The sequence below is a fragment of the Streptomyces sp. f51 genome, assembly GCF_037940415.1.
GTDB lineage: Bacteria > Actinomycetota > Actinomycetes > Streptomycetales > Streptomycetaceae > Streptomyces.
Map to the genome: position 1 here is coordinate 4189722 of NZ_CP149798.1, position 23691 is coordinate 4213412.

A 23691-nucleotide genomic window follows, 5' to 3' on the forward strand; every position below is an offset into this window, starting at 1 on the left:
GCCCTCTCATGGGATACAAGCTGAGAGTCAGCTGAGAGGGTGCGATGAAAAGAGGACCGTATGCGCGACGTCAGCCGAAGGGGAATGATCGGCCTCGGTGCGGGCGCGGCGACCGCGCTCGGACTCGCCGCGTGCGGCACCACCTCGGGCACGGAAGCCAAACGGAATCCTGACCCCTCCGCCACGGCCGGCACCGGCCGGCCCGGCGCCCCGAAGAAGCCGGCCATGCGCCTGATCGGCGACGGCTCCACCGCCTACACCGGCAAGCAGCCGCGCCAGCCCCAGGCCCCCGTACCGCTCGAACCCGGCGAGACCCCGCCGCAGTTCGTGGTCTTCTCCTGGGACGGAGCCGGAGAGGTCGGCACCGGCCTCTTCGAACGCTTCCTCCAGCTCGCCAATGAGCACGACGCGCACATGACGTTCTTCCTCTCCGGGCTGTATCTGCTGCCCGAGTCGAAGAAGCGCCTCTACGACCCGCCGAACAACCCCCGCGGCGCCTCGGACATCGGCTACCTGAGCGACGAACACGTCCGCTCCACGCTGAAGTTGATCCGGCAGGCCTGGCTCGACGGCCACGAGATCGGCACCCACTTCAACGGCCACTTCTGCGGCGGCTCCGGCTCGGTCGGCAACTGGTCGCCCCGCCAGTGGACCAGCGAGATCGAACAGGCCAAGTCCTTCGTCACCGAGTGGCGCACCAACACGGGCTGGACCGACCTGCCCCCGCTGCCCTTCGACTACGAGAAGGAGCTCATCGGCGCCCGCACTCCTTGCCTGCTCGGGCAGAACAACCTGCTGCCCGCCGTCAAGGAGCTCGGCTGGCGCTACGACGCCTCCTCGCCCGGCGGCGTCCAGCGCTGGCCGCAGAAGAAGGAGGGGCTGTGGGACCTGCCCCTCCAGGCGATGCCCTTCCCCGGGCACCGCTTCGAGGTCCTCTCGATGGACTACAACATCCTCGCCAACCAGTCGGTCGCCACCACCCGGGCGCCCTCGTACAACTACCCGGGCTGGCGCACCCAGGCGTCCGCGTCCTACGTCGCGGGATTCAAGCGGGCCTACGAGACGAACCGCGCGCCCTTCTTCATCGGCAACCACTTCGAGGAGTGGAACGGCGGCATCTACATGGACGCCGTCGAGCACGTCTTCACCCACATCGCCCAGGAGAAGCAGAAGGGCTCCGACGTGCGCATGGTCTCCTTCCGCCAGTTCGTGGACTGGCTGGACGTCCAGCGGCCGGAGGTGCTCGCGAAGCTCCAGGCGATGGACGTGGCCGAGGAACCCGCCGGTGGCTGGCACCGCTACCTCCGGGGACAGGCCGCCTGATATGCGATTTTCCGGCCCCGAGGGGGGTGCGGAAGATCCCCGAAACGGGCATGCGAAACTTTTCACATGAGTGCCGCCTGCCGCGCAGACCAGCGCCCGAACCGCCCCCGCGCCGCCCTTTACGCCGCGGGGGCCGCCGTCGCCGCACTCGTGCTGTCCGCGTGCGGATCCGGCGGCACCTCGGGCGGCGCGGGCAACAGCAACTTCGTCTCCGGCAAGGACGGCATCTCCACCGTCGCCAAGGGGTCCAGGGACACCGCCCCGGACCTCTCCGGCAAGACCATCGACGGCAAGCAGCTCGATGTCGCCGACTACAAGGGCAAGGTCGTCGTCCTCAACGTGTGGGGCTCCTGGTGCCCCCCGTGCCGCGCCGAGACGCCGAACCTCGTCAAGGTCGCCAAGGCGACCGCCGCGCAGGGCGTACAGTTCGTCGGCATCAACACCCGTGACCCCAGCGTCTCCCCGGCCAAGGCCTTCGAGAAGCAGCAGGGCGTCCCGTACCCCAGCCTGTACGACCCGACGGGCAAGCTGATGCTCCGCTTCAAGAAGGGCACGCTCAACCCGCAGACGATCCCCTCCACGATCATCATCGACCGGGACGGGAAGATCGCGGCCCGCACGCTCCAGGCGCTCAGCGAGGACAAGCTGCGCGAGATGCTCGACCCCGTCCTCGCGGAGAAGTGACCGACGTGTCCCTTCTCCAGACGACCACGAACCTCGCCGCCTCGACCGACATGAACACCACGGTCTACAGCGGAGCCCTGCTGCTCGCGCTGCCCATCGCGGTGCTCGGCGGGCTCGTCTCCTTCTTCTCGCCGTGCGTCCTGCCGCTCGTACCCGGTTATCTGTCGTACGTCACCGGAGTCAGCGGCACGGACCTGGCGGAGGCCAGACGCGGCCGGATGGTCGCGGGGGCCAGTCTGTTCGTGCTCGGCTTCACCGCCGTGTTCGTCTCCGGCGGGGCGCTGTTCGGATTCTTCGGCTCCACGCTGCACGAGTACAACGGCACGCTCAGCAAGATCCTCGGCGCGCTGATGATCGCGATGGGTGTCTTCTTCATGGGCCTGATGCCCTGGCTGACCCAGCGCGAGTTCCGCTTCCACAAGCGTCCGGTGACCGGGCTCGCGGGGGCGCCGATACTGGGCGCGCTCTTCGGCATCGGCTGGACACCGTGCCTGGGCCCGACGCTCACGGCCGTCAACACGCTCTCCATGGAACAGGCGAGCGCCGGGCGCGGGGCCATACTGACCGTCGCCTACTGCCTCGGCCTCGGCGTCCCCTTCGTCCTCACGGCGGTGGCCTTCCGCAAGGCGCTCGGCGCGTTCGGCTGGGTCAAGCGCCACTACACCTGGGTGATGCGGATCGGCGGCGGAATGATGATCGTGACCGGCCTGCTCCTGCTCACCGGTGCCTGGGACGGCATCGTGCAGCAGATGCAGACCTGGTCCGACGGCTTCACGGTAGGGATCTGATCCATGAGCAGCACTGACACCGGCAACGCGGCCGGCGCGGCCGGCCCCGGCGAGCCGGCCGACGAGGACACGCCGGCCTCCCGGGAGACGCGGGACGCCCGCGAGATCGGCGAGGCCGGGGCGCAGCTGTCCACCGCGCCCGTGGAGACGGTCATGCCCGGCTCCTTCGGCGGCGCGCGGACCCCCGGCGCCAAGGGGTGGATCGCCTGGACCGCCCGCGAGGTCACCGGCTGGGCCCGCTGGATCTGGCGCCAGCTCACCTCGATGCGGGTCGCGCTGATCCTGCTGTTCCTGCTGTCGCTCGGCGCCATCCCCGGATCGCTGATCCCGCAGTCCGGCACCGACGCCCAGAAGGTGCAGGCCTTCAAGGACGCGCACAGCTGGCTCGGTCCTGTCTACGACCGGCTCGGCCTGTTCCACGTGTACAGCTCGGTGTGGTTCTCCGCCATCTACATCCTGCTGTTCGTCTCGCTCATCGGCTGCATCGTGCCCCGCACCTGGCAGTTCGTCGGGCAGCTCCGGGGCCGTCCGCCGGGCGCCCCCAAGCGGCTGACCCGGCTGCCCGCGTACACGACCTGGCGCACCGCGGCCGAGCCCGAGCAGGTCCGTGAGATCGCGCTGAAGGTGCTCAGGCAGAAGCGGTTCCGGGCGCACCTCGACAAGGACGCCGTCGCGGCGGAGAAGGGCTATCTGCGCGAGACCGGCAATCTGCTCTTCCACATCGCGCTGATCGTGATGCTGGTCGCCTTCGCCTGGGGCCAGCTCTTCAAGTCCGAGGGCGACAAGCTGGTCGTCGAGGGCGACGGCTTCTCCAACACGCTCCTGTCCTACGACGACTTCAAGTCGGGCAACCTCTTCAGCACCGACGACCTGACGCCGTTCAGTTTCCGGCTGGACAAGTTCACCGGCACCTACGAGCGGACCGGCCCCAACAAGGGCACGCCCCGCACCTACCAGGCGGCCCTCACCTACAGCGAGGGCGCCTACGGCAAGGACCGCAAGACGCTCGTCAAGGTCAACGAGCCGCTGGTGATCGGCGACACGAAGGTCTATCTGACCGCCCACGGCTACGCGCCCACCGTGACCGTCAGGGACGGCAGGGGCAAGGTCGTCTTCCACGACGCCGTGGCCATGCTGCCGCAGGACGGGAACGTCACCTCGGTCGGCGCGATCAAGGTCATGGACGGCTACAAGAGCGCCCGGGGCAGGACCGAACAGCTCGGCTTCTCCGCCGTCTTCGTGCCGACCTTCGCCGGGGCGGGCAAGGGCACCATGTTCTCCCAGTTCCCCGCGCTCGACTATCCCGTGCTCGCGCTGAACGGCTACCACGGCAGCCTCGGCGTCGACGCGGGCCTCCCGCAGAACGTGTACCAGCTCGACACGTCCCACATGAAGCAGTTCAAGGACGCCAAGGGCCAGATCCTCAAGGCGCGGCTGCTGCCCGGCGAGACGATGACGCTGCCGGACGGCGCCGGTTCGATCACCTTCGACAAGAACATCAAGGAGTGGGCGAACTTCCAGGTCACCCAGCAGCCCGGCAGTGTCTGGGCGCTGGCCGGGGCGTTCACCGCGATCTTCGGCCTCGCCGGTTCGCTGTTCATCCAGCGCCGCCGTGTCTGGGTGCGGGCGACCACCGGTGACGACGGTGTCACCGTCGTCGAGATGGCCGGGCTCGGCCGCAGCGAGTCCGCGAAGCTCCCCGAGGAGCTCGGCGACCTCGCCGCGCTCGTGCACGAACACGCACCCACCAAGCCCGACGAAGACGCGGCCCCCACCGACGCCGACGCCGAAACCCCCGTACCCGCCGCTGAAGGGTCCAAGAAGCAGTGACGCTCGCCACCGCACACGACCTGGGCGCCGTGACCGATCTGGCCACCGCGACCAACGAACACCTCGCCAACATCAGCAACACGCTGATCTACTCCGCGATGGCCGTCTACACCCTGGCCTTCTTCGCCTTCATCGCCGAGTGGCTCTTCGGCAGCCGCAGCAAGGTGGCCCGTACGGCCAACGCGCTCACCGCGGACGGCGCGAAGGCGTCCGCGGCGGCTCCCGGGATCACCGTGCAGACGGCCGGCGGCACCGCCGTGCTGGAGCGGCCGAAGGTCGTCACCCGGTCCTCGGCGGGCGCGCGTGACGTGCCCGACGGGCCCGGCGCGCACGGCGGCGACGAGCAGGGCGACCTCTACGGCCGGATCGCCGTGTCGCTGAGCGTGCTGGCCTGGGCCGTCGAGGCGGCCGGTGTCCTCGCCCGCGCCATGTCCGTGGGGCGTGCGCCCTGGGGCAACATGTACGAGTTCAACATCACCTTCTCCACGGTCGCCGTCGCGGTGTTCCTGGTCCTGCTGGCGCTGAAGAAGAACGTCCGCTGGCTCGGCCTGCCCCTGATCACCACGGTCCTGCTCGACCTCGGTCTCGCGGTCACGGTCCTGTACACCGCGAGCGACCAGCTGGTGCCCGCGTTGCACTCGTACTGGCTGTACATCCACGTCTCGACCGCGATCCTGTGCGGCGCCGTCTTCTACGTGGGCGCCGTCGGCACGATCCTGTACCTCTTCAAGGACTCCTACGAGAGCAAGCTGGAGAGCGGCGGACAGCCGGGCACCTTCGCCACCTCGGTGATGGAGCGGCTGCCCTCCGCGGCCTCGCTCGACAAGTTCTCCTACCGGGTCAACGCCGCCGTCTTCCCGCTGTGGACCTTCACGATCATCGCGGGCGCGATCTGGGCGGGCGACGCCTGGGGCCGCTACTGGGGCTGGGACCCCAAGGAGACCTGGGCGTTCATCACCTGGGTCGCCTACGCCTGCCACCTGCACGCGCGCGCCACGGCCGGCTGGAAGGGCCGCAAGGCCGCCTACATCGCCCTGATCGCTTTCGGCTGCTGGCTGTTCAACTACTACGGCGTCAACATCTTCGTCGGCGGCAAGCACTCCTACGCGGGCGTGTGACCCGCCTCGCCGGGCAGTGCCACGAGCAGGGCCCGCGAGGACGGTGAGGGTCCGGGCCGCCAGCCGGTGGCCCGGGCCGTCTCGGGCAGATCGAGGCGGCCCGCGTTGCGCAGCGCCGGATGCGACCGGCCCCGCAGCGCGGCGAAGAACACGGCCTGGTCCCTGATGCCCTCGGCGCGGTCGCGCAGGACGGGCTCCAGGAGTCCGAGGCCCGCGGGCTCCTGGACGTTGTCGATCAGCAGGACCGGGCGCCCCCGCCGGTGCGAGCGCTGGACGACACCCGCGTAGGCGTCGTCGAGGTCGGCCAGCAGCGCCCGTACGAGATGGCGTTCGGCGTGTCTGCGGGATTCGCCGCCCGCCAGGAAGTGCCGGGAGAGCAGGATCAGCGCGAGCTTGGGGCTGCCGTCCGCGGTCGGGTAGTCGCGGTACCAGGCGGCGGCTCTGCGCAGGCGGCGGTGGGCCGGGGAGACGCCCTCCGCGAAGGACTCCAGGGCCGCCTCGATGACGGGCTCCACCACCGGACCGGTTCCGCCCGTCGCCGCGACGAGCCGGGAGCCCACCTTGCCCACCCAGCGTCCCGCGAACCCGGAGAGCCAGGACTCGCTCTCGCCGAGCAGCAGGATCCGCTCCGCCTCCTGCCGGACGCGCGGTGCGGCGCGCTCGCTCCAGCCGCCCGCCGTCACCGCCAGCAGTCCCGAGGACAGCCGCGGGAATCCGATCCGGCCGGCCCCCTTCACCGGTCCGGCCAGCTGCTCGGCGGCCGTGGTGAGCGCCTGGACCACCGGGGACCAGGACGCGGCCGGACGGCCCGGGGGCGGGGCGGCGAACTGCCCTTCCTCGCCGTCGAGAAGAGCGGTGGGGGTGTGTCCGCTGTAGGCCTCGCGCAGGGCGAGGAGGACGGCGGTCTTGCCCAGTCCCCGGTCGCCCGCGAACACCACGAAGGGCGGTTCCTCCGGGTGTTCGTAGGGTGTGGTGCCGGGTTGGTACGGGCGCAGGCCGACCAGGCGTGACGCGAGTCCGGGCGGATCCGCGTCGAACAGGGCCCCCCGGTTGTCCAGTTGTGTGTGCACCACATCTCCCCCTGGTCCGTGGTCCGGTCCGGATGTGCTGTTGTGAGGTGTATCAACAACTGTTGAAGAAGGGGCAGTTGGTTCGGGATAGGTCATCCGCTGTCCGTTCGCTTACGGAAACGGTCGGCCGTTCAGTCGACAGTGATCGAATCGAGCTTCCGGCGCAGATAGACGTGGGAGTCCACGGGCTCGTGGGCCACGCGGCCCACCGGAGCGGGCACCGACTCCACCAGCGTTCCCGGGGTGCACTCGCCGAAGTACACGAGCGAGATCAGTTCCTCGGCGGGTGCGCCGACCGGGGGCGGCAGCACCCGGTGGCGTCCCGAGCGCCAGCGGTCGCCGGTCCAACGGGCCATGAGATCCCCGATGTTGACCGTCAGTGCGGCGGGATCGTAGGGCGCGTCCCGCCAGCCGTCCGTGTCCGTGAACACCTGGAGCCCGCCCTCGCCGGTCTGCCGGTCGAGGATGGTGACGGTGCCGAAGTCGGTGTGCGGTCCGATGCGGAACTGGCCCGGCCGCGGTGCGCCCACGACCTCGGTGCCCGGATACCAGTTGATGTTGAAGCCGTACGTGGGGTGGTCCATGTGCCGGGTGAAGAAGTCCCGTCCGGGGCCGAGCGCCTCTCCCAGCAGTTCGAGGAGCAGTCTCTCCAGCCCGGCCATCGCCGTCAGGTACTCCTCGCAGAGCTCCCGCAGCTCCGGGGTCTCGGCGGGCCAGACGTTCGGCGCGTACCACTCCGCGTTGGTCTCCGGGTCCTCGAACGGCTCGCGGGTGGCGAAGGTCAGGGACTCCTTGAGGTCCGGAGGTGTCTTCGTGCCCTCCGCGTAGCCGTTGGCCTCGGCGCCGGGCCCGAGCCAGCCGCGCCCGCCGACGCGGGTGGCGTACGGCTCCTTGGCCGCGGCGGGCAGCGCGAAGAAGGCGCGGGCGGACTCCCGTAGCCGGCCGCGCAGTTCGGGGTCCACGCCGTGGCCGGTGACGAGCAGGAAGCCGGCCGTGCGGAGGGCGTCGTCGACGGTACGGGCGAGCGCGGCACGGGCACGGGGGTCCCCGGAGAACCAGGGACCGAGGTCGACGGTGGGGACGTCGGCGACAGCGGCGGGATCGATCACAGGGCCGCTCACCGTGTCGCCGGCCTTCTCGCTCACCGGCTCGTTCGCAAGGTCGTCGCTGGCCCTCTCGCTCACCGGCTCGTTCGCAAGGTCGTCGCCGGCCCTCTCGCTCACCGGGTCCTTCGTGGGGTCGCTCGCCGGGTCATTCACCGATGTCCTCGTTCCACAGGGCCGGGTTCTTCTCGATGAAGTCGCGCATCAGCGCGGTGCACTCGGGATCGTCGAGCAGCGTGATCTGCACGCCGTGCTCGGCGAGCCAGTCGTGGCCGCCGTGGAAGGTGGCCGCCTCTCCGACGACGACCCGGGAGATCCCGAACTGGCGGACCAGCCCGCAGCAGTACCAGCACGGCGACAAGGTGGTCACCATGGTCGTGCCGCGGTACGAACGCTGCCGTCCCGCGTCCCGGAAGGCGGCCGTCTCGCCGTGCGCCGATGGGTCGCCGTCCTGGACGCGGCGGTTGTGGCCCCGGCCGAGCAGGGTGCCGTCCGCGCCGTACAGCGCGGCCCCGATGGGAATCCCGCCCTCGGCGAGTCCGGCGCGCGCCTCCGCGAGGGCGGTCGCGAGCCACGCGCGGGCCTGTGCCTGATCGATGAGCTCCATGACACCACTGTCCCCCGCCCCACCCCCTCCCAAGACCGGAACACGACCGCACGACTCGGACCGGGGGTCCGACGCTGAAGGGCGTGGCCGTCAGGAGCCGGACACCTTCAGCAGCAGCTTGCCTGTGCTGGTTCGTGAAGCCATCAGGGTGTGGGCCTCCGCTGCCTTCTCCAGGGGGAACTCCGCCGTGACCGGCAGGGTCACGGTGCCGTCGGCGACCGTCTCGAAGGCGTGGGCGGCGATGGTGCGGAGGGCGGAGGGGTCCGACTCGGCCAGGCCGAGGATCGAGAAGCCGGCGACCGACAGGCCGGTGGGGTTCAGTTCCTTCTGTCCCACGGTCCAGGGCTCCGCCGAGCCGGCGTTGCCGAAGGCGACCAGGCGGCCGAAGCGGGCGAGGGAGGCGAGGGTGTCCCGGAAGGTCTCCCCGCCCACCGCGTCCAGGGCCAGGTCCACCCCGCGGCCCGCGGTCGCCGCGCGCACCTCGTCGCGGAAGGAGCCCACGAACACCTCGTCGTAGCCGTTGCCGAGGGCGTACTCGGCCTTCGCCGCGCTCGACACGACGCCGTACACCGCGCCGGCGCCGGCCGCCTTCGCCAGCCTGCCCAGCGCCGTGCCCACACCGCCCGCGGCACTCTGGACGAGCACGGTCTCCTCCGGCCGGATCCTGCCCACGGTGTGCAGGAGCGCGTACGCCGTGGGCAGGACGGTGGGCAGGGTGGCTCCGGTGCGCAGTCCGACGCCCCCGGGCAGCGGGAAGACCGTCGCGGCCTCGGCCACGGCCACCTCCGCGTACGCCCCGCCCGCCGTGAGCGCCGCGACCTCCTGGCCGGCGCGCAGTTCCGTGACGCCGGGCCCGACCGCCCGGATCCGGCCCGAGACCTCCAGACCGGGGACGAAGGGCAGGCCGGGTACGCGGTAGCCCTGCGACCTCGCCAGCAGGTCGGCGAAGTTCACGCCCACGTAGGCCACGTCGATGCTCACCTGCCCCGGGCCCGGATCGGGGACCTTCGCCTCGGTGACCCGCAGGACCTCGGGACCGCCGTACTCCTCGAACTCGACCGTACGCATGGCACACCCCTGGCTCACGCTCGACTGTTCAACGAAAAGCGAACACTCGGGAGTGTATGGTTTTCATCGAACACTCTGCAAGCGGATCCGGGCACCACGGATCAGGAACACGGGGAGACCGGCGTGGCGGAGCGCGGCAGTCACCGGGCGGCGCCCGAGCACACCCACCCCGACGAGGTCCCCGTCCTCACCGCCCTCGCGGCCCTCGCCGATCCCGTGCGCCTTCGGATCGTCAGGGAGCTGGCGGGATCGACGGAGTGGAGCCGCGCCTGCGGCAGCTTCGACGTGCCCGTCGGCAAGGCGGCCCTCAGCCATCACTTCGCCGTACTGCGCGGTGCAGGCCTCGTGGAGCAGCGCGACGAGGGCCCCCGGCGGGTCAACCGGCTGCGCCGGCGGGAGTTCGAGGCCCGCTTCCCCGGTCTCCTCGCCCTCGTCCTGCGCCCGGAGCCGTCCGGCGGGCAGCCGTAGCGTCAGGCGGTGCCGGTGCCCGTATCGATGGCGTCGGTGTCCGGCGGTCTCACGACTCCTCGTCGGACCTGCTCTGCTCCTCACGCCGCTTCAGTTCCTCCTCGCGGCGGCGCAGATCCGCCTCCCAGTCCTTCAGCAGCGCCTCGTCCTTGCGGTTCTCGGCCTTGAGGGACTGGAGGAACTCGGGGTTGTCGTCGGGCGCCACGAACGCCGTCCGGTGGTTGCGGTGCCACTCGGAAGGAGTGGAGCCGCTCCCGGGGCCACGGCGGTTGCGGCCCGCGACCAGCCAGGCGACCGGACCGACCAGCACCTCGCCGAAGAGCAGGATGATGATGACCCAGACCACCTTCGGCAGGCCCCTGACCTCCTCCTCCGGCGTGTTCAGGCAGTCGATGAAGGCGTAGATCCACAGCGCCAGGACCAGCAGGAAGGGCAGATACCTGAGCATGGCCGAACGATCCCCCAGTGTGCGACGGCGGGGCGGCACGGGCCCCCCGGTGACGGGCACAGATTAGCGGGTGGCCGATACTTGGACACATGGCTTACGACGATCTTCGCTCCCTGCTCAGGGCGCTGGAGCGCGAGGGAGACCTCAAGCGCATCAAGGCCGAGGTGGATCCGTACCTGGAGGTCGGGGAGATCGTCGACCGGGTACAGAAGGCCGGCGGGCCCGCGCTCCTCTTCGAGAACGTGAAGGGCTCCGCCATGCCCCTCGCGATGAACGTGTTCGGCACCGACCGGCGCCTGCTGAAGGCCCTCGGCCTGAAGTCGTACGCCGAGATCTCCGACAGGATCGGCGGGCTGCTCAGGCCCGAGCTGCCGCACGGCTTCGTGGGCGTGCGCGAGGCCTTCGGCAAGCTCGGCGCGATGACGCACGTACCGCCGAAGAAGGTCAAGGACGCACCGGTGCAGGAGGTGGTGCTGCGCGGCGACGACGTCGACCTCGACGCCCTGCCCGCCCTGTTCACCTGGCCCGAGGACGGCGGCTCCTTCTTCAACCTCGGGCTCACCCACACCAAGGACCCCGAGTCCGGCGTCCGCAACCTCGGTCTCTACCGGCTCCAGCGGCACGACAAGCGCACCATCGGCATGCACTGGCAGATCCACAAGGACAGCCGGAACCACTACCAGGTCGCGGCCCGCAAGGGCGAGCGGCTTCCGGTGGCGATCGCCTTCGGCTGCCCGCCCGCCGTCACCTACGCCTCCACCGCCCCGCTGCCCGGCGACATCGACGAGTACCTCTTCGCCGGGTTCCTCCAGGGCAAGCGGATCGAGATGGTCGACTGCAAGACCGTCCCGCTCCAGGTGCCCGCGAACGCCGAGGTCGTCCTGGAGGGCTGGCTGGAGCCGGGCGAGATGCTGCCCGAGGGACCCTTCGGCGACCACACCGGCTTCTACACCCCGCAGGAGCCCTTCCCGGCCCTGACCATCGACTGCGTCACGATGCGCAGGCGGCCGCTGCTCCAGTCCATCGTGGTGGGCCGGCCCCCCACGGAGGACGGTCCCCTCGGCCGGGCGACGGAGCGGTTCTTCCTCCCCCTGCTGAAGATCATCGTGCCGGACATCGTGGACTACCACCTGCCGGAGGCGGGCGGTTTCCACAACTGCGCGATCGTCTCGATCGACAAGAAGTACCCGAAGCACGCCCAGAAGGTGATGCACGCCGTCTGGGGCGCCCACATGATGTCCCTGACGAAGCTCATCGTGGTCGTCGACGCGGACTGCGACGTCCACGATCTGCACGAGGTCGCCTGGCGCGCGCTCGGCAACACGGACTACGGCCGTGACCTCACCGTCGTCGAAGGTCCGGTCGACCACCTCGACCACGCCTCCTACCAGCAGTTCTGGGGCGGCAAGGCGGGCATCGACGCGACGAAGAAGTGGCCCGAGGAGGGCTACACCCGGGACGGCGGCTGGCCCGAGATGGTGCTGTCCGACCCGCAGACGGCGGCGAAGGTCGACCGCCGTTGGAAGGAGTACGGGCTGTGAGTTCAGCTTCCGCGGCGCTTCCCCAGCCGGGCCGCACCAAGGCCTTCCTGCGCCTGGTCATGATCGAGCACTCGGTGTTCGCGCTGCCCTTCGCCTACATCGCGGCGCTCACCGCGATGTTCGAGGTCGACAAGAACATCCACTGGGCAAAGCTGCTCCTGGTCACCGTCGCGATGGTGGGTCTGCGCACCTTCGCCATGGCGGCGAACCGGATCATCGACCGCGAGATCGACGCCCGCAACCCCCGTACGGCCCAGCGTGAACTGGTCACCGGCGCGATGAGCGTGAAGCACGCCTGGACCGGCGCGCTCGTCGCCCTCGTCGTGTTCCTGGCCGCCGCGGCCCTGCTCAACCCGCTCTGCCTGGCGCTGGCGCCCATCGCGGTCATCCCGATGGTCGTCTACCCGTACGGCAAGCGGTTCACGAACTTCCCGCAGGCCATCCTCGGTCTCGCCCAGGCCATGGGCCCGGTCGGCGCCTGGATCGCCGTCACCGGCACCTGGTCCTGGGACGCGGTCGTCCTCGGCCTCGCGGTCGGCGTCTGGATCGGCGGCTTCGACCTGATCTACGCCTGCCAGGACGTCGAGACCGACCGCGAGATCGGTGTGATGTCGGTGCCGGCCCGGTTCGGCATCCCGGCCGCGATCCGCGGCGCGCGGGGCTGCCACGCCGTGACGACGGGCCTCTTCGTCTGGTACGGGGTGGCCACCGGCGCGGGCGCCTTCTTCTGGCTCGGCCTGGTGATCGTCGCCGGCGCGTTCCTGTACGAGCACTCCATCGTCAAGCCGCACGACCTGAGCCGGCTGAACCGGGCGTTCTTCCAGGTGAACGGCTTCATCGGGATCGCCCTGTTCGTGTGTGCCCTGCTCGACCTGCTGGTGCGCGGGCTGACGGTCTGAGCATGGCCGGTGGCCGGATAGGCTCGACATCATGAAGCCAGGACAGACGCAGCGCCGGCCTTGGATCGTGGGGGTGTCCGGCGCGTCCGGTACGCCGTACGCGGCCGCGGTGCTGCGTTCGCTGCTGGAAGCGGGGGAGAGCGTCGACCTGGTCGTCAGCCGGGCCTCACGGCTCACGCTGCTCGACGAGACCGGTCTCCCGTTCCGTGACGCCCACTGGCGGGACGACCTGCGCGCGTGGCTGGAGCGGGGCGCCGACGGCAAGCCCGGCACCTTCGACGTCCCCGGGGAACACCTCGACCGCGTACGGCACTGGAGCGCGGGCGACCTGGCGGCGGGCCCCTCGTCGGGCTCGTACCCGGCCAAGGGCATGATCATCGTGCCCGCCTCCACCGCCTGCGTGGCCGGAGTGGCCCTCGGCCTGTCGAAGGACCTGCTCCAGCGGGCCGCGAGCGTCACCCTCAAGGAGCGGCGCACGCTGGTCGTCGCCGTACGGGAGACCCCGCTGAACGGGCAGACACTGCGTCACCTGGTCTCCCTGGACGACGCGGGCGCCACCGTCCTGCCCGCGTCGCCGGCGTTCTACGCGGGAGCCACGCACATCCAGGACCTGGTGGACTTCGTCGCCGGACGGGCCCTCGACGCGGCGGGTGTCGAACACGGCCTCTACCGCCGGTGGAAGGGCGAACTCGGGAGCGGCTCCCGGGACGCCACCACCTAGACTCGCAAGATTCTCAGGACTTCTCAGATCCTTTTTCAGCGGAAGGCTTCGATCGCATGGACGCGGTGGACAGGCAGCTCATCCAGGCCCTGAGGGAGAACGGCCGGGCCTCCTACGCGGAGCTGGGGCGCCTCGTCGGTCTGTCGGGACCCAGTGTCACCGACCGCATCAACCGGCTGGAGGCGGCCGGTGTCATCACCGGCTACCGCGCGACGGTCGACTCGGCCTCGCTCGGTCTCGGCGTCACCGCCCTCATCGGCATCTCGCTGTCCGACGCGGCCGACCACGAGGACGTGGCCCGGCGCCTGCGCGACCTCAGCGAGATCGAGGACTGCTGGTTCATCGCGGGCGACGACTCGTTCATGCTCAAGGTGCGCTCCAGCGACGTCGACGGACTGGAGAAGACCATCCGGCGGCTGTCCGGGACCAAGGGCGTCTCCCGTACCCGCACGACGATCGTGCTCTCCACCAAGTGGGAGAACCGGGTCGGAGAGCTGCCCGAGGAGGAGTAGAGGCGTCCTCGGCACGAAGGCCCTGGTGGGGGCCTTCTGCCGGAAAGCCGGGGGAGTACGGTTGGCAGCGTTTCGTCACAGGGAGAGGTAATCGCATGGATGTCGGGCTCAAGCGCGAGCTGGAGGACAAGGTCCGGGCCGGTGAGCGGCTCAGCCGCGAGGACGGCATCGCGCTGTACGAGTCGGACGACCTGGCCTGGCTCGGCGGGCTCGCGCACGAGGTGCGCACGCGGAAGAACGGCGACGTCGTCCACTTCAACGTCAACCGCCACCTCAACATGACGAACGTGTGCACCGCGTCCTGCGCGTACTGCTCGTTCCAGCGCAAGCCGGGCGAGAAGGACGCGTACACGATGCGCATCGAGGAGGCCGTCCGCCTCGCCACGGCGATGGAGGGCGAGAACCTCACCGAGCTGCACATCGTCAACGGCCTGCACCCCAGCCTGCCCTGGCGCTACTACCCGCGCTCCCTCAGCGAGCTGAAGAAGGCCCTGCCGAACGTCTCGCTGAAGGCGTTCACGGCGACCGAGATCCACCACTTCGAGACCATCTCCGGTCTGTCCGCCTCGGAGATCCTCGACGAGCTGATCGAGGCCGGTCTGGAGTCGCTGACCGGCGGTGGCGCGGAGATCTTCGACTGGGAGGTCCGGCAGCACATCGTCGACCACCGCACCCACTGGGAGGACTGGTCGCGCATCCATCGCCTCGCGCACGAGAAGGGTCTCAAGACCCCGTGCACGATGCTGTACGGGCACATCGAGGAGCCCCGGCACCGGGTCGACCACGTGCTCAGGCTGCGTGAGCTCCAGGACGAGACCGGCGGCTTCCAGGTCTTCATCCCGCTGCGCTACCAGCACGACTTCGTGGACATGAAGGACGGCAAGGTCAGGAACCGGCTCCAGGCGCGCACCCAGATGGCGACCGGTGCCGAGGCGCTGAAGACGTTCGCGGTCTCCCGGCTGCTCTTCGACAACGTCCCGCACGTCAAGGTCTTCTGGGTCATGCACGGTGTCCAGACCGCCCAGCTCGCGCTCCAGCACGGCGCGGACGACATGGACGGCTCGGTCGTCGAGTACAAGATCACGCACGACGCGGACAACTACGGCACGCCGAACAAGCTCACCCGCGAGGACCTGCTGGACCTCATCCGGGACGCGGGCTTCCGTCCGGTGGAGCGCAACACGCGCTACGAGATCATCCGCGAGTACGACGGACCGGACGCGGCGCGCCGCGAGACCCCGCAGGCCATGCGGGTCTGACGTGTCACTGGTCTTCGAACTGGACCCGGCGGTCACCCCCGAGCTGAGGGACGGGGTCGTCGGCCTCTGGGCGGACGTCTCCAACGCGGGCGGCTCCGTCGGCTTCGTGCCGCCGGTGGCCGCCGGCGACGTACGCCCCGAACTCGTGAAGCACCTCGTCGCCATGGCGGAGGGCCGCACCCGGCTGCTGGTCGGCCGGGACGAGGAGGGCCACGTCGCCGCGACCGCCTTCATCACCCACAACACCCACCGGCTGATGAGGCACTGGGTCTGGCTGTACACGGTGATGGTGCACCCGCGGCACCAGGGCAAGGGGTACGGCCGGGACCTGCTCGCCGCCGCCGAGGAAGCGGCGGGACGCCTCGAAGGCGTCGACGCGATACGGCTGACCTGCCGGGGCGGCGAGGGCCTCGAACGCTTCTACACCTCCTGCGGCTACAAGGAGGTCGGGCGGGTACCGGGCGCGATCCGGGTCGCGCCAGGCGACGAACGGGACGACATCACGATGCTGCTGACCCTCGCCGTCCGCGGCTGAGGACCCGCTGCAAGATCGCTGTCCGGGCGTGCTTCACTGGACGGAGTTCTTTGGGACCGTTCGAAACGGAAGAGTGGATTGAGATGTTCCGCTACACACTGATGCGCCTCGGTGTCTTCGTGGGCTGCCTCGTGGTCGTCTGGGGCCTCGTCTACTCGGGCATCGCTCCGCGCGGCCTCGGCGACTCCAACTACATGTGGGTCGTCCTGCTGGCCCTGGTGATCTCCGCTCCGATCAGCTTCGTGGTCCTGCGCGGCGCCCGCGACCGCGCCTCGGAGGAGGTCGTCGCCCGCGTCGACCGCGCCCGCGCGAACCTGGAGCGCAACCGCAACCAGGAGGACGCCGCCGTGGACGAGGCCTCGCAGGGCACCGCGAACCAGGCTTCCTGAGACCGCTGCGCACCCGGCCCCGCGGCCGCCCCTCGTAGGCTTGGCGCATGGGTGCTGTGAAGAACAAGCGGATGCCGCGCGCGGTACGCGAACAGCAGATGCTGGACGCGGCGGTACGGACCTTCGGGCAGCGTGGGTACCGGGCCGCGTCGATGGACGAGATCGCCGAACTGGCGGGCGTGTCCAAGCCGTTGGTGTACCTGTACCTGAACTCGAAGGAAGACCTGTTCACCGCGTGCATCCGGCGTGAGGCCGCGGCGCTCACCGCGGCGGTCCGCGCGGGCGTCCGTCCCGAACTGCCCGCCGACCGCCGACTCTGGGAAGGGCTGCGGGCGTTCTTCACCCACACCGCGGAGAATCCGGACGGCTGGTCGGTCCTGCACCTCCAGGCCCGTACGCACGGCGAGCCCTTCGCCGCCGAGGTCTTCGCGATGCGCGAGGAACTGGTCCGGTTCGTCACGCAGTTGATCGTCGTCGCCGCGCGTGAGGCGCACCGCGACCCCACGCTGCCCGCCCGGGAGGTCGCCGGGCTCGCGGAGGCGCTGGTCGGTGCCGCCGAGTCGATGGCCGCGTGGGCCAACGCCACCCCGGGTGTCTCGGCCCGGCAGGCCGCCGCCACCCTGATGAACTTCGCCTGGGCCGGACTCGGCACCCTCATGCAGGGCAGGCCCTGGACCCCGCCCGCCCCGGGAATCCCCTCACAGTCCACCGCCGAGGTCCGCCACCGCCGGCACGACGAGGGCTGACACCCGCGACGGGCGGAGAACCCCGCCACCCATTGGCGGGACAAGGGCCGACACACGACGGGCGGGTGGTTCGGCACGGTCGGCAGGACGCCGGCTGAGACCCGCGGCGGGCGGAATGGTCCGCCACCGGTCGGTGGGACGAGGGCCGACATGCGACCGGTGGTGAGGTCCGGCGCCGGTCCGCCGGCCCCGGGCCGTTCCGGGCCGGTCAGTTCTGGCCCCAGCGGCGCAGCGCGGGGGCGACCTTCTCCCGGCCCACGCGGTAGAGGGACTTGGCGCCGCTGCGGGCCGCCCGGCGGACCACCGCCCGCAGCGGGCCCGTGCCTCCGTCCGGCGCGAGGGCCGGCGGCCTGCCCTTCTCGTCGAGGCCGTTGCGCTCCAGGATGCCGCCGAGATAGGCCCCCGCCCGCTGCGGCGAGTAGTACGGCCGCAGCGCGGGCAGCGGCCCGGCGGCTCCCAGCGCGGCGATCCGGGCGCGGGCGGCGGCGTAGGGATCGCTCGTGCCGACGCCCTGCCGTGCCGCCCAGACCGGATCGACGCGGGGTGCCGCGCCGGCGTCCAGGTCGTCCCAGGAGGCCAGACAGCCGGAGTGCACGAAGTAGTGGTTGCCGTGCGCCTCGCGGACCCCGAAGTCGGTGAGGATCGCGGTCGGGATGCCGCGGTGCATCGACTCCAGCGCGGCCGTCGAGCTCACCGTCACCAACAGGTCGGTGCGGTCGAGGACTTCGCCCATGTTGCCGTACACGAGCCGCAGATTGGCCGGGGCCGGCTCGGCCATCCTCCCGACCAGCAGCTGGTACGGGTCGGCCTCGGCGTGGGTGGTGTGCTCGCCCGGAAGGCTGCGCAGTTTCATCAGCACGAGCCGCTCGGGGTGCCGTCGCGCGTGGGACGCCGCCCGCTCCAGCAGCCTGAGCCGGGCCTCCCGGCCCTTGGGGACCGACGGCTGTACGGCGAAGGTGAGGGTGAACGGCCGTTCCGTGGAGGGTGCGTAGGGCTCACCGCCGAGGAAGGGCAGCGCGCACTCCACCACCGTGTCCGGGTCGACGCCGACACTGGTGAAGGCGGCACGGAACCGGTCGGCGTCGTAGGCGCTGTTGGCGAGGACGAGGTCGGTGCCGGCCCGGGTCAGTAGACCGTCGATCATCTTCTCGTAGACGACTCCGACATAGCCGGTGACCGTGACGGGCCGCCGCTCCCGCCCCTCCCACGCGATCCCCAGGCCGTGGGCGAGCGCCAGGGTCGTACCGCCGACCGTGGCCAGGACGACCAGGTCGGCGTCGGCGAGTTCCCCGTCGTCGACCAGCTCCGCCACCGTGACCTCGCGCCGGGTGTCCGGCACGATCCCGATCTCCGTCAGTTGGCGCTCCGTCGGGGTCGCCGGGGTGCGCAGGAAGAGGGCGTCGAGCGCGTGCCCGGGCGCGAGCTGCCGGGCGACGCCGGCGCCCCACTTCCAGCGGGTGTCCGAGTCGGCGATGACGGCGATACGTCTGGACGGCATGGTTCGGGAGCCTTTCCTGGCGGCGGCCTGGGGAGTGGACCGAGGCTAGGAACGGTGTCTGAGGGTGGGATGAGGGCCTGCTTGAAAGCACCTTGGTGCGCTGGGTGCCCCCTGTGAGAGCTTTCTCAACGTGCCCTCACCATCTGCGGGTTGACGGCGTCCGTGCCGCGCGTCGCGGCTTCGTCGCCGCACGCTGTTCGCCGGAAGTTCACTCGCCCCGCGCGGGCGGCGGCCGTACGTCGCCGGTCAGATGGACCCGGTCGCCCGACCGGAGCTCGAAGGACGGGCCCCGCGCGGCGTACGTGACCGTTCCGGGCAGCGGGACCGGCGCCCTGAACTCGGCCCGCACCGCGACCGCTTGCCGCGGCCCGTACTGGGCGAGGCTGCGGGCGACCGTCCACATCCCGTGCGCGATGGCACCCGGGAAGCCGAACAGCCGGGCGGCCACGGGATGCAGATGGATGGGGTTGCGGTCCCCCGAGACGGCGCCGTAGCGCCGGCCGACGTCCGGCGCGAGGCGCCACTCGGCGAGCGCGGGCAGCGGCTCGGATCTCCCGGCGCCGGGCGCCGGGACGTCCGGCGGGGTCCCGGGGGCCCCGTCCGCGCTCCCGTGGTCCCGGTCCGCGTTGCGGGGCCCGTGCCGGGCGAGATAGGTGCTGCGCGACTCCCATACGAGCCCGCCCTCGACCCGCGCCTCGGTCAGCACCGTCGCCTCCGTGCCCCTTCGGTGCGGTGCCAACTTCTCCACCCGTACGCCGAGTTCGTACGCGGCCGTCGCGGTGCACTCCTGGTGCCGGGTGATCTCGATGGAGGTGTGCACCAGTCCGGGCAGCGGGAGCGGGAACGCCCGCCCGGCCATGATCCGCATGGCCAGCGGAAAGGCGAGCACATGCGGATAGGTGACCGGGAGGGCGTCCGCGCCGGTCGGGAACCCGCACACCCGCTCGTACGCGGCGAGGTGGGCGAGGTCGATCCGGACGCCGGGCAGGAGCAGCCTGGTCTCGGGGGTGGGGGCGTCCGGGCGGGGCCGCTTGAAGGGGGAGAGCAGGGCGCCGCGGGCCAGCAGCGGGAGGAGCGGAGGGGTGGAGGACAGGGTGCGGGTTCGCGGCGCGGGCTCGGGGCGGACGGGCGGCTGAGTGCGCATCGGAGTCTCCGGGCGGACGGGGATTGGCCGGCTTCTGGGCGGGCATCAATTTACTCTGGAGTAAGTTACCGGGGGTAAGGCTACGTCAGGGGGAGGGCGGGGTCGAGATGGAGGACGGCGATGTCCTGGACGCCGGGAGCGCGGCGAGGGTTCGCGGAGGCTTGGGCGCGCGGGCGTCCGGTGCCGTGCCGGTGAGGGTGCCGGAGCGGCCGACGCGCGGCCGGCGCCGCAGGTCGCGGGGCGGGACAGTGCACAGCTACCCCGGGTAACTCCCACTCCACCTGCGGCAAAGCGTCACAAACCCCACACTTCGGCGCCGTAGGATCCCCGTCTCACCGGGTTGCCGAGAGGCCTGAACCCCCCACCCTCCGGGGCCGTATGAGGATGCGCGCGCCGGCGCGCTCCTCCGAGCCCGAACACGCTTTGCACCCGCCCCGGCCTCCGGCCGACAAGGAGCCGCCCCGTGTCCAGCCCGTACCCGCCCGACTCCGTTCCCTTCCTTCCGGAGCCCGAGATCAAGCGGTTGGACGGAGTCGTGCGCGAGGTCGCGGTGCCGCCGATCGTGGGCCAGGTGACACACGGCTCCCTCGCGGACATCCCGTTCGACAACGCGGCCGCGGCCCCGCAGGACGCGGTGCTCAGCCGCAGGACACCGGACGGCGAGGGCTGGCGGGACGTGAGCGCGGCCGAGTTCGCCGACGAGGTCCTGGCGGTGGCCAAGGGGCTGATCGCGGAGGGGTTCGTGCCGGGCGACCGCATCGCCATCATGGCCCGTACGACGTACGAATGGACGCTCCTCGACTTCGCCGCCTGGGCCGCGGGCCTGGTCACCGTGCCGGTCTACCCGACCTCCTCCGTCTTCCAGACCCGCTGGATCCTCCAGGACTCGGGGGCCGTCGCCCTCGCCGTGGAGACCGTGGGGCAGGCCGCGGCGCTCGGCCCCGAACGCGATCACATCCCCGACCTGCGGCACATGTGGATCTTCGAGAAGGGGCACCTGGAGCGTCTCGCGGAGCTCGGCCGTGACGTCCCGGACCAGGAAGTGGCCGTGCGGCGCGGGATGCTGGGCCCCGACACGCTCGCCACCCTCATCTACACCTCGGGCACCACCGGCCGCCCCAAGGGCTGCGTCCTGACCCACGGCAACTTCTTCGCCGAGGTCGACAACGCCGTCGAACTGCTCTACCCGATCTTCAAGGCACGCCCGCAGGACCCCGCCTCCACCCTTCTCTTCCTCCCCCTCTCCCACGTCTTCGGCCGCATGGTGGCCGTGGCCTGTCTGCGCGCACGCGTGAAACTCGGCCATGCGCCGAGCCTGAAGACCGACGAACTCCTCGCGGACCTGGCCTCGTTCAAGCCGACCTTCCTGCTGGCCATCCCCTACGTCCTGGAGAAGGTCTTCAACACCGGCCGCGCCACGGCCGAACGGATGGGCCGCGGTTCGTCCTTCGACCGGGCGGCCCGGATCGCCCAGAAGTACGGCGAGGCCGTCGAGGCCCGGCAGCACGGCGTCGGCCCCGGCCCGAGCCGCTCCCTGCGCGCGGCCCGCGCCCTCTACGACCCCCTGGTCTACCGCCGTATCCGCAACGCCCTCGGCGGCAGGGTCCGGCACGCCATCTGCGGCGGGTCCCCGCTCGGCCGCCGACTGGCCGCCTTCTACGCGGGAGCCGGGATCGAGATCTTCGAGGGCTACGGACTGACGGAGACCACGGCCGCCGCGACCGTCACCCCTCCGCAGAAGCCGCGTCTGGGCACGGTGGGCCGGCCGCTGCCCGGCACCCGGGTGCGGATCGCCGCCGACGGGGAGGTGCTGCTGTGCGGGGCGCAGGTCTTCCGCGGCTACTGGGACCCGCACGCGGGCGGTGTCGTCGACGCGGCTCCCGGCGGCTGGTTCGCCACCGGCGACATCGGGGAACTGGACGACGGCGGCTATCTCGCCATCACCGGACGCAAGAAGGAGATCCTGATCACCGCGGGCGGCAAGAACGTCGCCCCGGCGCCCCTCCAGGACTTCCTGCGCTCCCATCCGCTGATCGCGCAGTGCATGGTGCTCGGCGACCGCCGCCCGTTCGTCTCCGCCCTGATCACCCTCGACCCCGAGGGCATCTCCCACTGGCGCCGGATGAACGGCAAGCACCCGGTCCCGCCCGAGCTGGTCATGGACGACCCGGATCTGCTGGCCATCCTCCAGCGCGCCGTCGACGAGGCCAACCGGCTCGTCTCCCGCCCCGAGTCCATCCGCCGCTTCACCGTCCTGCCGGTCGACTTCACCGAGGAGTCCGGCCACCTCACCCCCTCCATGAAGCTGCGGCGCGCGGCGATCGAGAAGGATTTCAGCAGGGAGATAGAGGCCCTGTACGCCGTATAGCCCCGGTGTCCCCGTCCCGGCGGGCAGAGGGACAAAGGCAGGAGCCCCGCGACCGGCTGGTGCGGGGCTCCTTGGGTACTGCTATCCGTTCCGGATCAAAGCTTTGGGCTCATGGAGCCGCAGGCTTAGAGCGGAGTGACGTTCTCCGCCTGCGGGCCCTTCGGACCCTGCGTGACGTCGAAGGAAACCGACTGGTTCTCTTCGAGCGAACGGAAACCGTTCGCGTTGATCGCGGAGTAGTGGACGAAGACGTCCGGGCCGCCGCCTTCCTGGGCAATGAAACCAAAGCCCTTTTCGGCGTTGAACCACTTCACGGTTCCGGTAGCCATAAGCCCTCCTTGGGCCCAAAGGGTTGCCCTGCTCCAGAACCTGCGATTGTCTAAACAACTGCATACGTCTGAAAACGACGAGAGCCCGCGGTCACATGCTCCGCAGGCTCTGTACTGCAAGGGAAACCAAACTGCAACTTGCGGCGAGCCTAGCACGCAGGCAGCCGAAAGCAATAGAGGCGAAGATCACGTCATCCGGACGGGTGGTCGGCGTCGGCCGACGGCCTGACGTGCGTTGACTGCAAGGTGTCACGACGGTTGACACGCGAGGTCGGGATGGTTTCCACCAGCACACGCCGACCCTGAAGCCTGCACGCTATCGCATGGGGGCTAGCCTCGCGATGTGGACAATTCTCGCACCCGGCCGCGCGTCGGCCACATCCAGTTCCTGAACTGCCTGCCCCTGTACTGGGGGCTCGCGAGAACGGGCACGCTCCTCGACTTCGAGCTCACCAAGGACACCCCCGAGAAGCTCAGCGAGCAGCTGGTGCGAGGGGATCTCGACATCGGGCCCATCACGCTCGTCGAGTTCCTCAAGCACGCCGACGACCTCGTCGCCTTTCCGGACATCGCCGTGGGCTGCGACGGGCCCGTGATGTCCTGCGTGATCGTCTCCCAGGTCCCCCTCGACCAGCTCGACGGCGCCCGCGTCGCCCTCGGCTCGACCTCGCGCACCTCCGTGCGGCTCGCCCAGCTGCTGCTGGCCGAGAAGGTCGGGGTGACCCCCTCGTACTACACGTGCCCGCCCGATCTGAGCCTGATGATGCAGGAGGCCGACGCCGCCGTCCTCATCGGCGACGCGGCCCTGCGCGCCAACCTGCTCGACGGGCCGAAGTACGGGCTCCAGGTGCACGACCTCGGCGCGCTGTGGAAGGAGTGGACGGGCCTGCCGTTCGTCTTCGCCGTGTGGGCGGCCCGGCGCGACTACCTGGAGCGCGAACCGCTCGTCACCCGCAAGGTGCACCAGGCCTTCCTCTCCTCCCGTGACCTCTCCCTCGACGAGGTCTCCAAGGTCGCCGAACAGGCTGCCCGCTGGGAGGAGTTCGACGAGGCGGTCCTGGAGCAGTACTTCACGACGCTCGACTTCCGCTTCGGCGGCCCCCAGCTGGAGGCCGTACGGGAGTTCGCGCGCCGGGTCGGCTCGACCACGGGGTTCCCCGCGGATGTGAACGTACGGCTCCTTCAGCCGTGAGACACCGGCGGCCCCGGTCCCGTCGATTTCGGGGCCGGGGGCGCGCACGGC

General features: G+C 70.7%; 24 protein-coding genes. 16 read left to right on the plus strand and 8 right to left on the minus strand.

What is annotated here, in order from left to right; genetic code table 11:
* The first annotated feature begins 60 nt into the window (after positions 1–60).
* The 5 genes from WJM95_RS18295 to ccsB all read left to right on the plus strand — a co-directional run bounded on the left by WJM95_RS18295 (position 61) and on the right by ccsB (position 5743).
* On the plus strand, positions 61–1323 hold the full coding sequence (locus WJM95_RS18295; RefSeq protein ID WP_339130791.1) for a hypothetical protein: 1263 nt from the start codon (positions 61–63) through the stop codon (positions 1321–1323).
* 66 nt (positions 1324–1389) lie between these two features.
* On the plus strand, positions 1390–2007 hold the full coding sequence (locus WJM95_RS18300; RefSeq protein WP_339130792.1) for a TlpA disulfide reductase family protein: 618 nt from the start codon (positions 1390–1392) through the stop codon (positions 2005–2007).
* Between the two features lie 50 nt (positions 2008–2057).
* Positions 2058–2795 carry a cytochrome c biogenesis protein CcdA gene (locus WJM95_RS18305; protein ID WP_339135657.1) on the plus strand — a complete coding sequence of 246 codons (738 nt, stop codon included), beginning with the start codon at positions 2058–2060 and terminating at the stop codon, positions 2793–2795.
* A 3-nt stretch (positions 2796–2798) separates the two neighbouring features.
* Positions 2799–4625: a cytochrome c biogenesis protein ResB gene (locus WJM95_RS18310; RefSeq protein ID WP_339130793.1), complete on the plus strand. Its 1827-nt coding sequence runs from the start codon at positions 2799–2801 to the stop codon at positions 4623–4625.
* Positions 4622–5743, plus strand: coding sequence for a c-type cytochrome biogenesis protein CcsB (gene ccsB, locus WJM95_RS18315; RefSeq protein ID WP_339130794.1), 1122 nt, complete (start codon positions 4622–4624; stop codon positions 5741–5743). The genes WJM95_RS18310 and ccsB overlap by 4 nt, the downstream gene beginning before the upstream one ends.
* On the opposite strand, the gene WJM95_RS18320 is transcribed toward ccsB, so the two are convergent.
* From WJM95_RS18320 to WJM95_RS18335, 4 genes are all read right to left on the minus strand, one after another.
* Entirely contained in the window at positions 5728–6813 is a 1086-nt protein-coding gene (locus WJM95_RS18320; protein ID WP_339130795.1) for a hypothetical protein, read from the minus strand. The two genes, ccsB and WJM95_RS18320, sit on opposite strands and share 16 nt — an antisense overlap.
* Positions 6814–6944: 131 nt before the next feature.
* Positions 6945–7919, minus strand: a complete 975-nt coding sequence (locus WJM95_RS18325; protein WP_339135659.1) for a 2-oxoglutarate and iron-dependent oxygenase domain-containing protein — start codon at positions 7917–7919, stop codon at positions 6945–6947.
* A 145-nt stretch (positions 7920–8064) separates the two neighbouring features.
* Positions 8065–8523 carry a nucleoside deaminase gene (locus WJM95_RS18330; protein ID WP_339130796.1) on the minus strand — a complete coding sequence of 153 codons (459 nt, stop codon included), beginning with the start codon at positions 8521–8523 and terminating at the stop codon, positions 8065–8067.
* 90 nt (positions 8524–8613) lie between these two features.
* On the minus strand, positions 8614–9591 hold the full coding sequence (locus tag WJM95_RS18335) for a zinc-binding dehydrogenase (protein WP_339130797.1): 978 nt from the start codon (positions 9589–9591) through the stop codon (positions 8614–8616).
* 123 nt (positions 9592–9714) lie between these two features.
* Between WJM95_RS18335 and WJM95_RS18340 the strand changes: the two genes are divergently transcribed.
* Complete coding sequence (locus WJM95_RS18340) at positions 9715–10059, plus strand: helix-turn-helix domain-containing protein (RefSeq protein WP_339130798.1); 345 nt, start codon at positions 9715–9717, stop codon at positions 10057–10059.
* A gap of 49 nt (positions 10060–10108) precedes the next feature.
* Here WJM95_RS18340 and WJM95_RS18345 read toward each other — a convergent pair whose 3' ends face one another.
* Positions 10109–10507 carry a PLD nuclease N-terminal domain-containing protein gene (locus WJM95_RS18345; protein ID WP_339130799.1) on the minus strand — a complete coding sequence of 133 codons (399 nt, stop codon included), beginning with the start codon at positions 10505–10507 and terminating at the stop codon, positions 10109–10111.
* An 89-nt stretch (positions 10508–10596) separates the two neighbouring features.
* Here WJM95_RS18345 and WJM95_RS18350 point away from each other — a divergent pair, with 89 nt between their 5' ends.
* The 8 genes from WJM95_RS18350 (at position 10597) to WJM95_RS18385 (ending at position 17109) form a co-directional block, all read left to right on the plus strand.
* Positions 10597–12048: a menaquinone biosynthesis decarboxylase gene (locus WJM95_RS18350; protein WP_339130800.1), complete on the plus strand. Its 1452-nt coding sequence runs from the start codon at positions 10597–10599 to the stop codon at positions 12046–12048.
* Positions 12045–12947 carry a menaquinone biosynthesis prenyltransferase MqnP gene (gene mqnP, locus WJM95_RS18355; protein WP_339130801.1) on the plus strand — a complete coding sequence of 301 codons (903 nt, stop codon included), beginning with the start codon at positions 12045–12047 and terminating at the stop codon, positions 12945–12947. Before WJM95_RS18350 ends, mqnP begins: the two co-directional genes overlap by 4 nt.
* A gap of 31 nt (positions 12948–12978) precedes the next feature.
* Complete coding sequence (locus WJM95_RS18360) at positions 12979–13668, plus strand: UbiX family flavin prenyltransferase (protein WP_339130802.1); 690 nt, start codon at positions 12979–12981, stop codon at positions 13666–13668.
* A 56-nt stretch (positions 13669–13724) separates the two neighbouring features.
* Positions 13725–14180 (plus strand): Lrp/AsnC family transcriptional regulator, encoded by a 456-nt coding sequence (locus WJM95_RS18365; protein ID WP_266761447.1) that lies wholly within the window; start codon positions 13725–13727, stop codon positions 14178–14180.
* Positions 14181–14275: 95 nt separating this feature from the next.
* Entirely contained in the window at positions 14276–15439 is a 1164-nt protein-coding gene (gene mqnE / locus WJM95_RS18370; RefSeq protein WP_339130803.1) for an aminofutalosine synthase MqnE, read from the plus strand.
* A 1-nt stretch (position 15440) separates the two neighbouring features.
* Entirely contained in the window at positions 15441–15974 is a 534-nt protein-coding gene (locus WJM95_RS18375; RefSeq protein ID WP_339130804.1) for a GNAT family N-acetyltransferase, read from the plus strand.
* A gap of 83 nt (positions 15975–16057) precedes the next feature.
* Positions 16058–16363 carry a DUF4229 domain-containing protein gene (locus WJM95_RS18380; protein WP_339130805.1) on the plus strand — a complete coding sequence of 102 codons (306 nt, stop codon included), beginning with the start codon at positions 16058–16060 and terminating at the stop codon, positions 16361–16363.
* 47 nt (positions 16364–16410) lie between these two features.
* Positions 16411–17109: a TetR/AcrR family transcriptional regulator gene (locus tag WJM95_RS18385; protein WP_339130806.1), complete on the plus strand. Its 699-nt coding sequence runs from the start codon at positions 16411–16413 to the stop codon at positions 17107–17109.
* A gap of 208 nt (positions 17110–17317) precedes the next feature.
* Here the strand turns inward: WJM95_RS18385 and WJM95_RS18390 are convergent, their stop codons facing one another.
* Together WJM95_RS18390 and WJM95_RS18395 are read right to left on the minus strand one after the other, a co-directional pair.
* Positions 17318–18607: a DUF6716 putative glycosyltransferase gene (locus tag WJM95_RS18390; RefSeq protein ID WP_339130807.1), complete on the minus strand. Its 1290-nt coding sequence runs from the start codon at positions 18605–18607 to the stop codon at positions 17318–17320.
* 208 nt (positions 18608–18815) lie between these two features.
* Positions 18816–19751 carry a MaoC/PaaZ C-terminal domain-containing protein gene (locus WJM95_RS18395; RefSeq protein WP_339130808.1) on the minus strand — a complete coding sequence of 312 codons (936 nt, stop codon included), beginning with the start codon at positions 19749–19751 and terminating at the stop codon, positions 18816–18818.
* A 463-nt stretch (positions 19752–20214) separates the two neighbouring features.
* On the opposite strand from WJM95_RS18395, the gene WJM95_RS18400 reads away from it, so the two are divergent.
* Positions 20215–22119 carry an AMP-dependent synthetase/ligase gene (locus WJM95_RS18400; RefSeq protein WP_339130809.1) on the plus strand — a complete coding sequence of 635 codons (1905 nt, stop codon included), beginning with the start codon at positions 20215–20217 and terminating at the stop codon, positions 22117–22119.
* 125 nt (positions 22120–22244) lie between these two features.
* On the opposite strand, the gene WJM95_RS18405 is transcribed toward WJM95_RS18400, so the two are convergent.
* Complete coding sequence (locus tag WJM95_RS18405; protein ID WP_037627265.1) at positions 22245–22448, minus strand: cold-shock protein; 204 nt, start codon at positions 22446–22448, stop codon at positions 22245–22247.
* 343 nt (positions 22449–22791) lie between these two features.
* Between WJM95_RS18405 and WJM95_RS18410 the strand changes: the two genes are divergently transcribed.
* Positions 22792–23640 carry a menaquinone biosynthesis protein gene (locus WJM95_RS18410; protein ID WP_339130810.1) on the plus strand — a complete coding sequence of 283 codons (849 nt, stop codon included), beginning with the start codon at positions 22792–22794 and terminating at the stop codon, positions 23638–23640.
* Positions 23641–23691 lie beyond the last annotated feature (51 nt).

Bases quoted from the DNA above. Each gene is read 5' to 3' on its own strand.
- WJM95_RS18300 (WP_339130792.1), top strand. From the start codon at position 1,390: ATGAGTGCCGCCTGCCGCGCAGACCAGCGCCCGAACCGCCCCCGCGCC.
- mqnE (WP_339130803.1), top strand. From the start codon at position 14,276: ATGGATGTCGGGCTCAAGCGCGAGCTGGAGGACAAGGTCCGGGCCGGT.
- WJM95_RS18335 (WP_339130797.1), bottom strand. From the start codon at position 9,591: ATGCGTACGGTCGAGTTCGAGGAGTACGGCGGTCCCGAGGTCCTGCGG.
- WJM95_RS18310 (WP_339130793.1), top strand. From the start codon at position 2,799: ATGAGCAGCACTGACACCGGCAACGCGGCCGGCGCGGCCGGCCCCGGC.
- WJM95_RS18405 (WP_037627265.1), bottom strand. From the start codon at position 22,448: ATGGCTACCGGAACCGTGAAGTGGTTCAACGCCGAAAAGGGCTTTGGT.
- WJM95_RS18330 (WP_339130796.1), bottom strand. From the start codon at position 8,523: ATGGAGCTCATCGATCAGGCACAGGCCCGCGCGTGGCTCGCGACCGCC.
- WJM95_RS18360 (WP_339130802.1), top strand. From the start codon at position 12,979: ATGAAGCCAGGACAGACGCAGCGCCGGCCTTGGATCGTGGGGGTGTCC.
- WJM95_RS18385 (WP_339130806.1), top strand. From the start codon at position 16,411: ATGGGTGCTGTGAAGAACAAGCGGATGCCGCGCGCGGTACGCGAACAG.
- WJM95_RS18305 (WP_339135657.1), top strand. From the start codon at position 2,058: ATGAACACCACGGTCTACAGCGGAGCCCTGCTGCTCGCGCTGCCCATC.
- WJM95_RS18380 (WP_339130805.1), top strand. From the start codon at position 16,058: ATGTTCCGCTACACACTGATGCGCCTCGGTGTCTTCGTGGGCTGCCTC.
- WJM95_RS18295 (WP_339130791.1), top strand. From the start codon at position 61: ATGCGCGACGTCAGCCGAAGGGGAATGATCGGCCTCGGTGCGGGCGCG.
- WJM95_RS18365 (WP_266761447.1), top strand. From the start codon at position 13,725: ATGGACGCGGTGGACAGGCAGCTCATCCAGGCCCTGAGGGAGAACGGC.
- WJM95_RS18350 (WP_339130800.1), top strand. From the start codon at position 10,597: ATGGCTTACGACGATCTTCGCTCCCTGCTCAGGGCGCTGGAGCGCGAG.
- WJM95_RS18390 (WP_339130807.1), bottom strand. From the start codon at position 18,607: ATGCCGTCCAGACGTATCGCCGTCATCGCCGACTCGGACACCCGCTGG.
- WJM95_RS18395 (WP_339130808.1), bottom strand. From the start codon at position 19,751: ATGCGCACTCAGCCGCCCGTCCGCCCCGAGCCCGCGCCGCGAACCCGC.
- WJM95_RS18345 (WP_339130799.1), bottom strand. From the start codon at position 10,507: ATGCTCAGGTATCTGCCCTTCCTGCTGGTCCTGGCGCTGTGGATCTAC.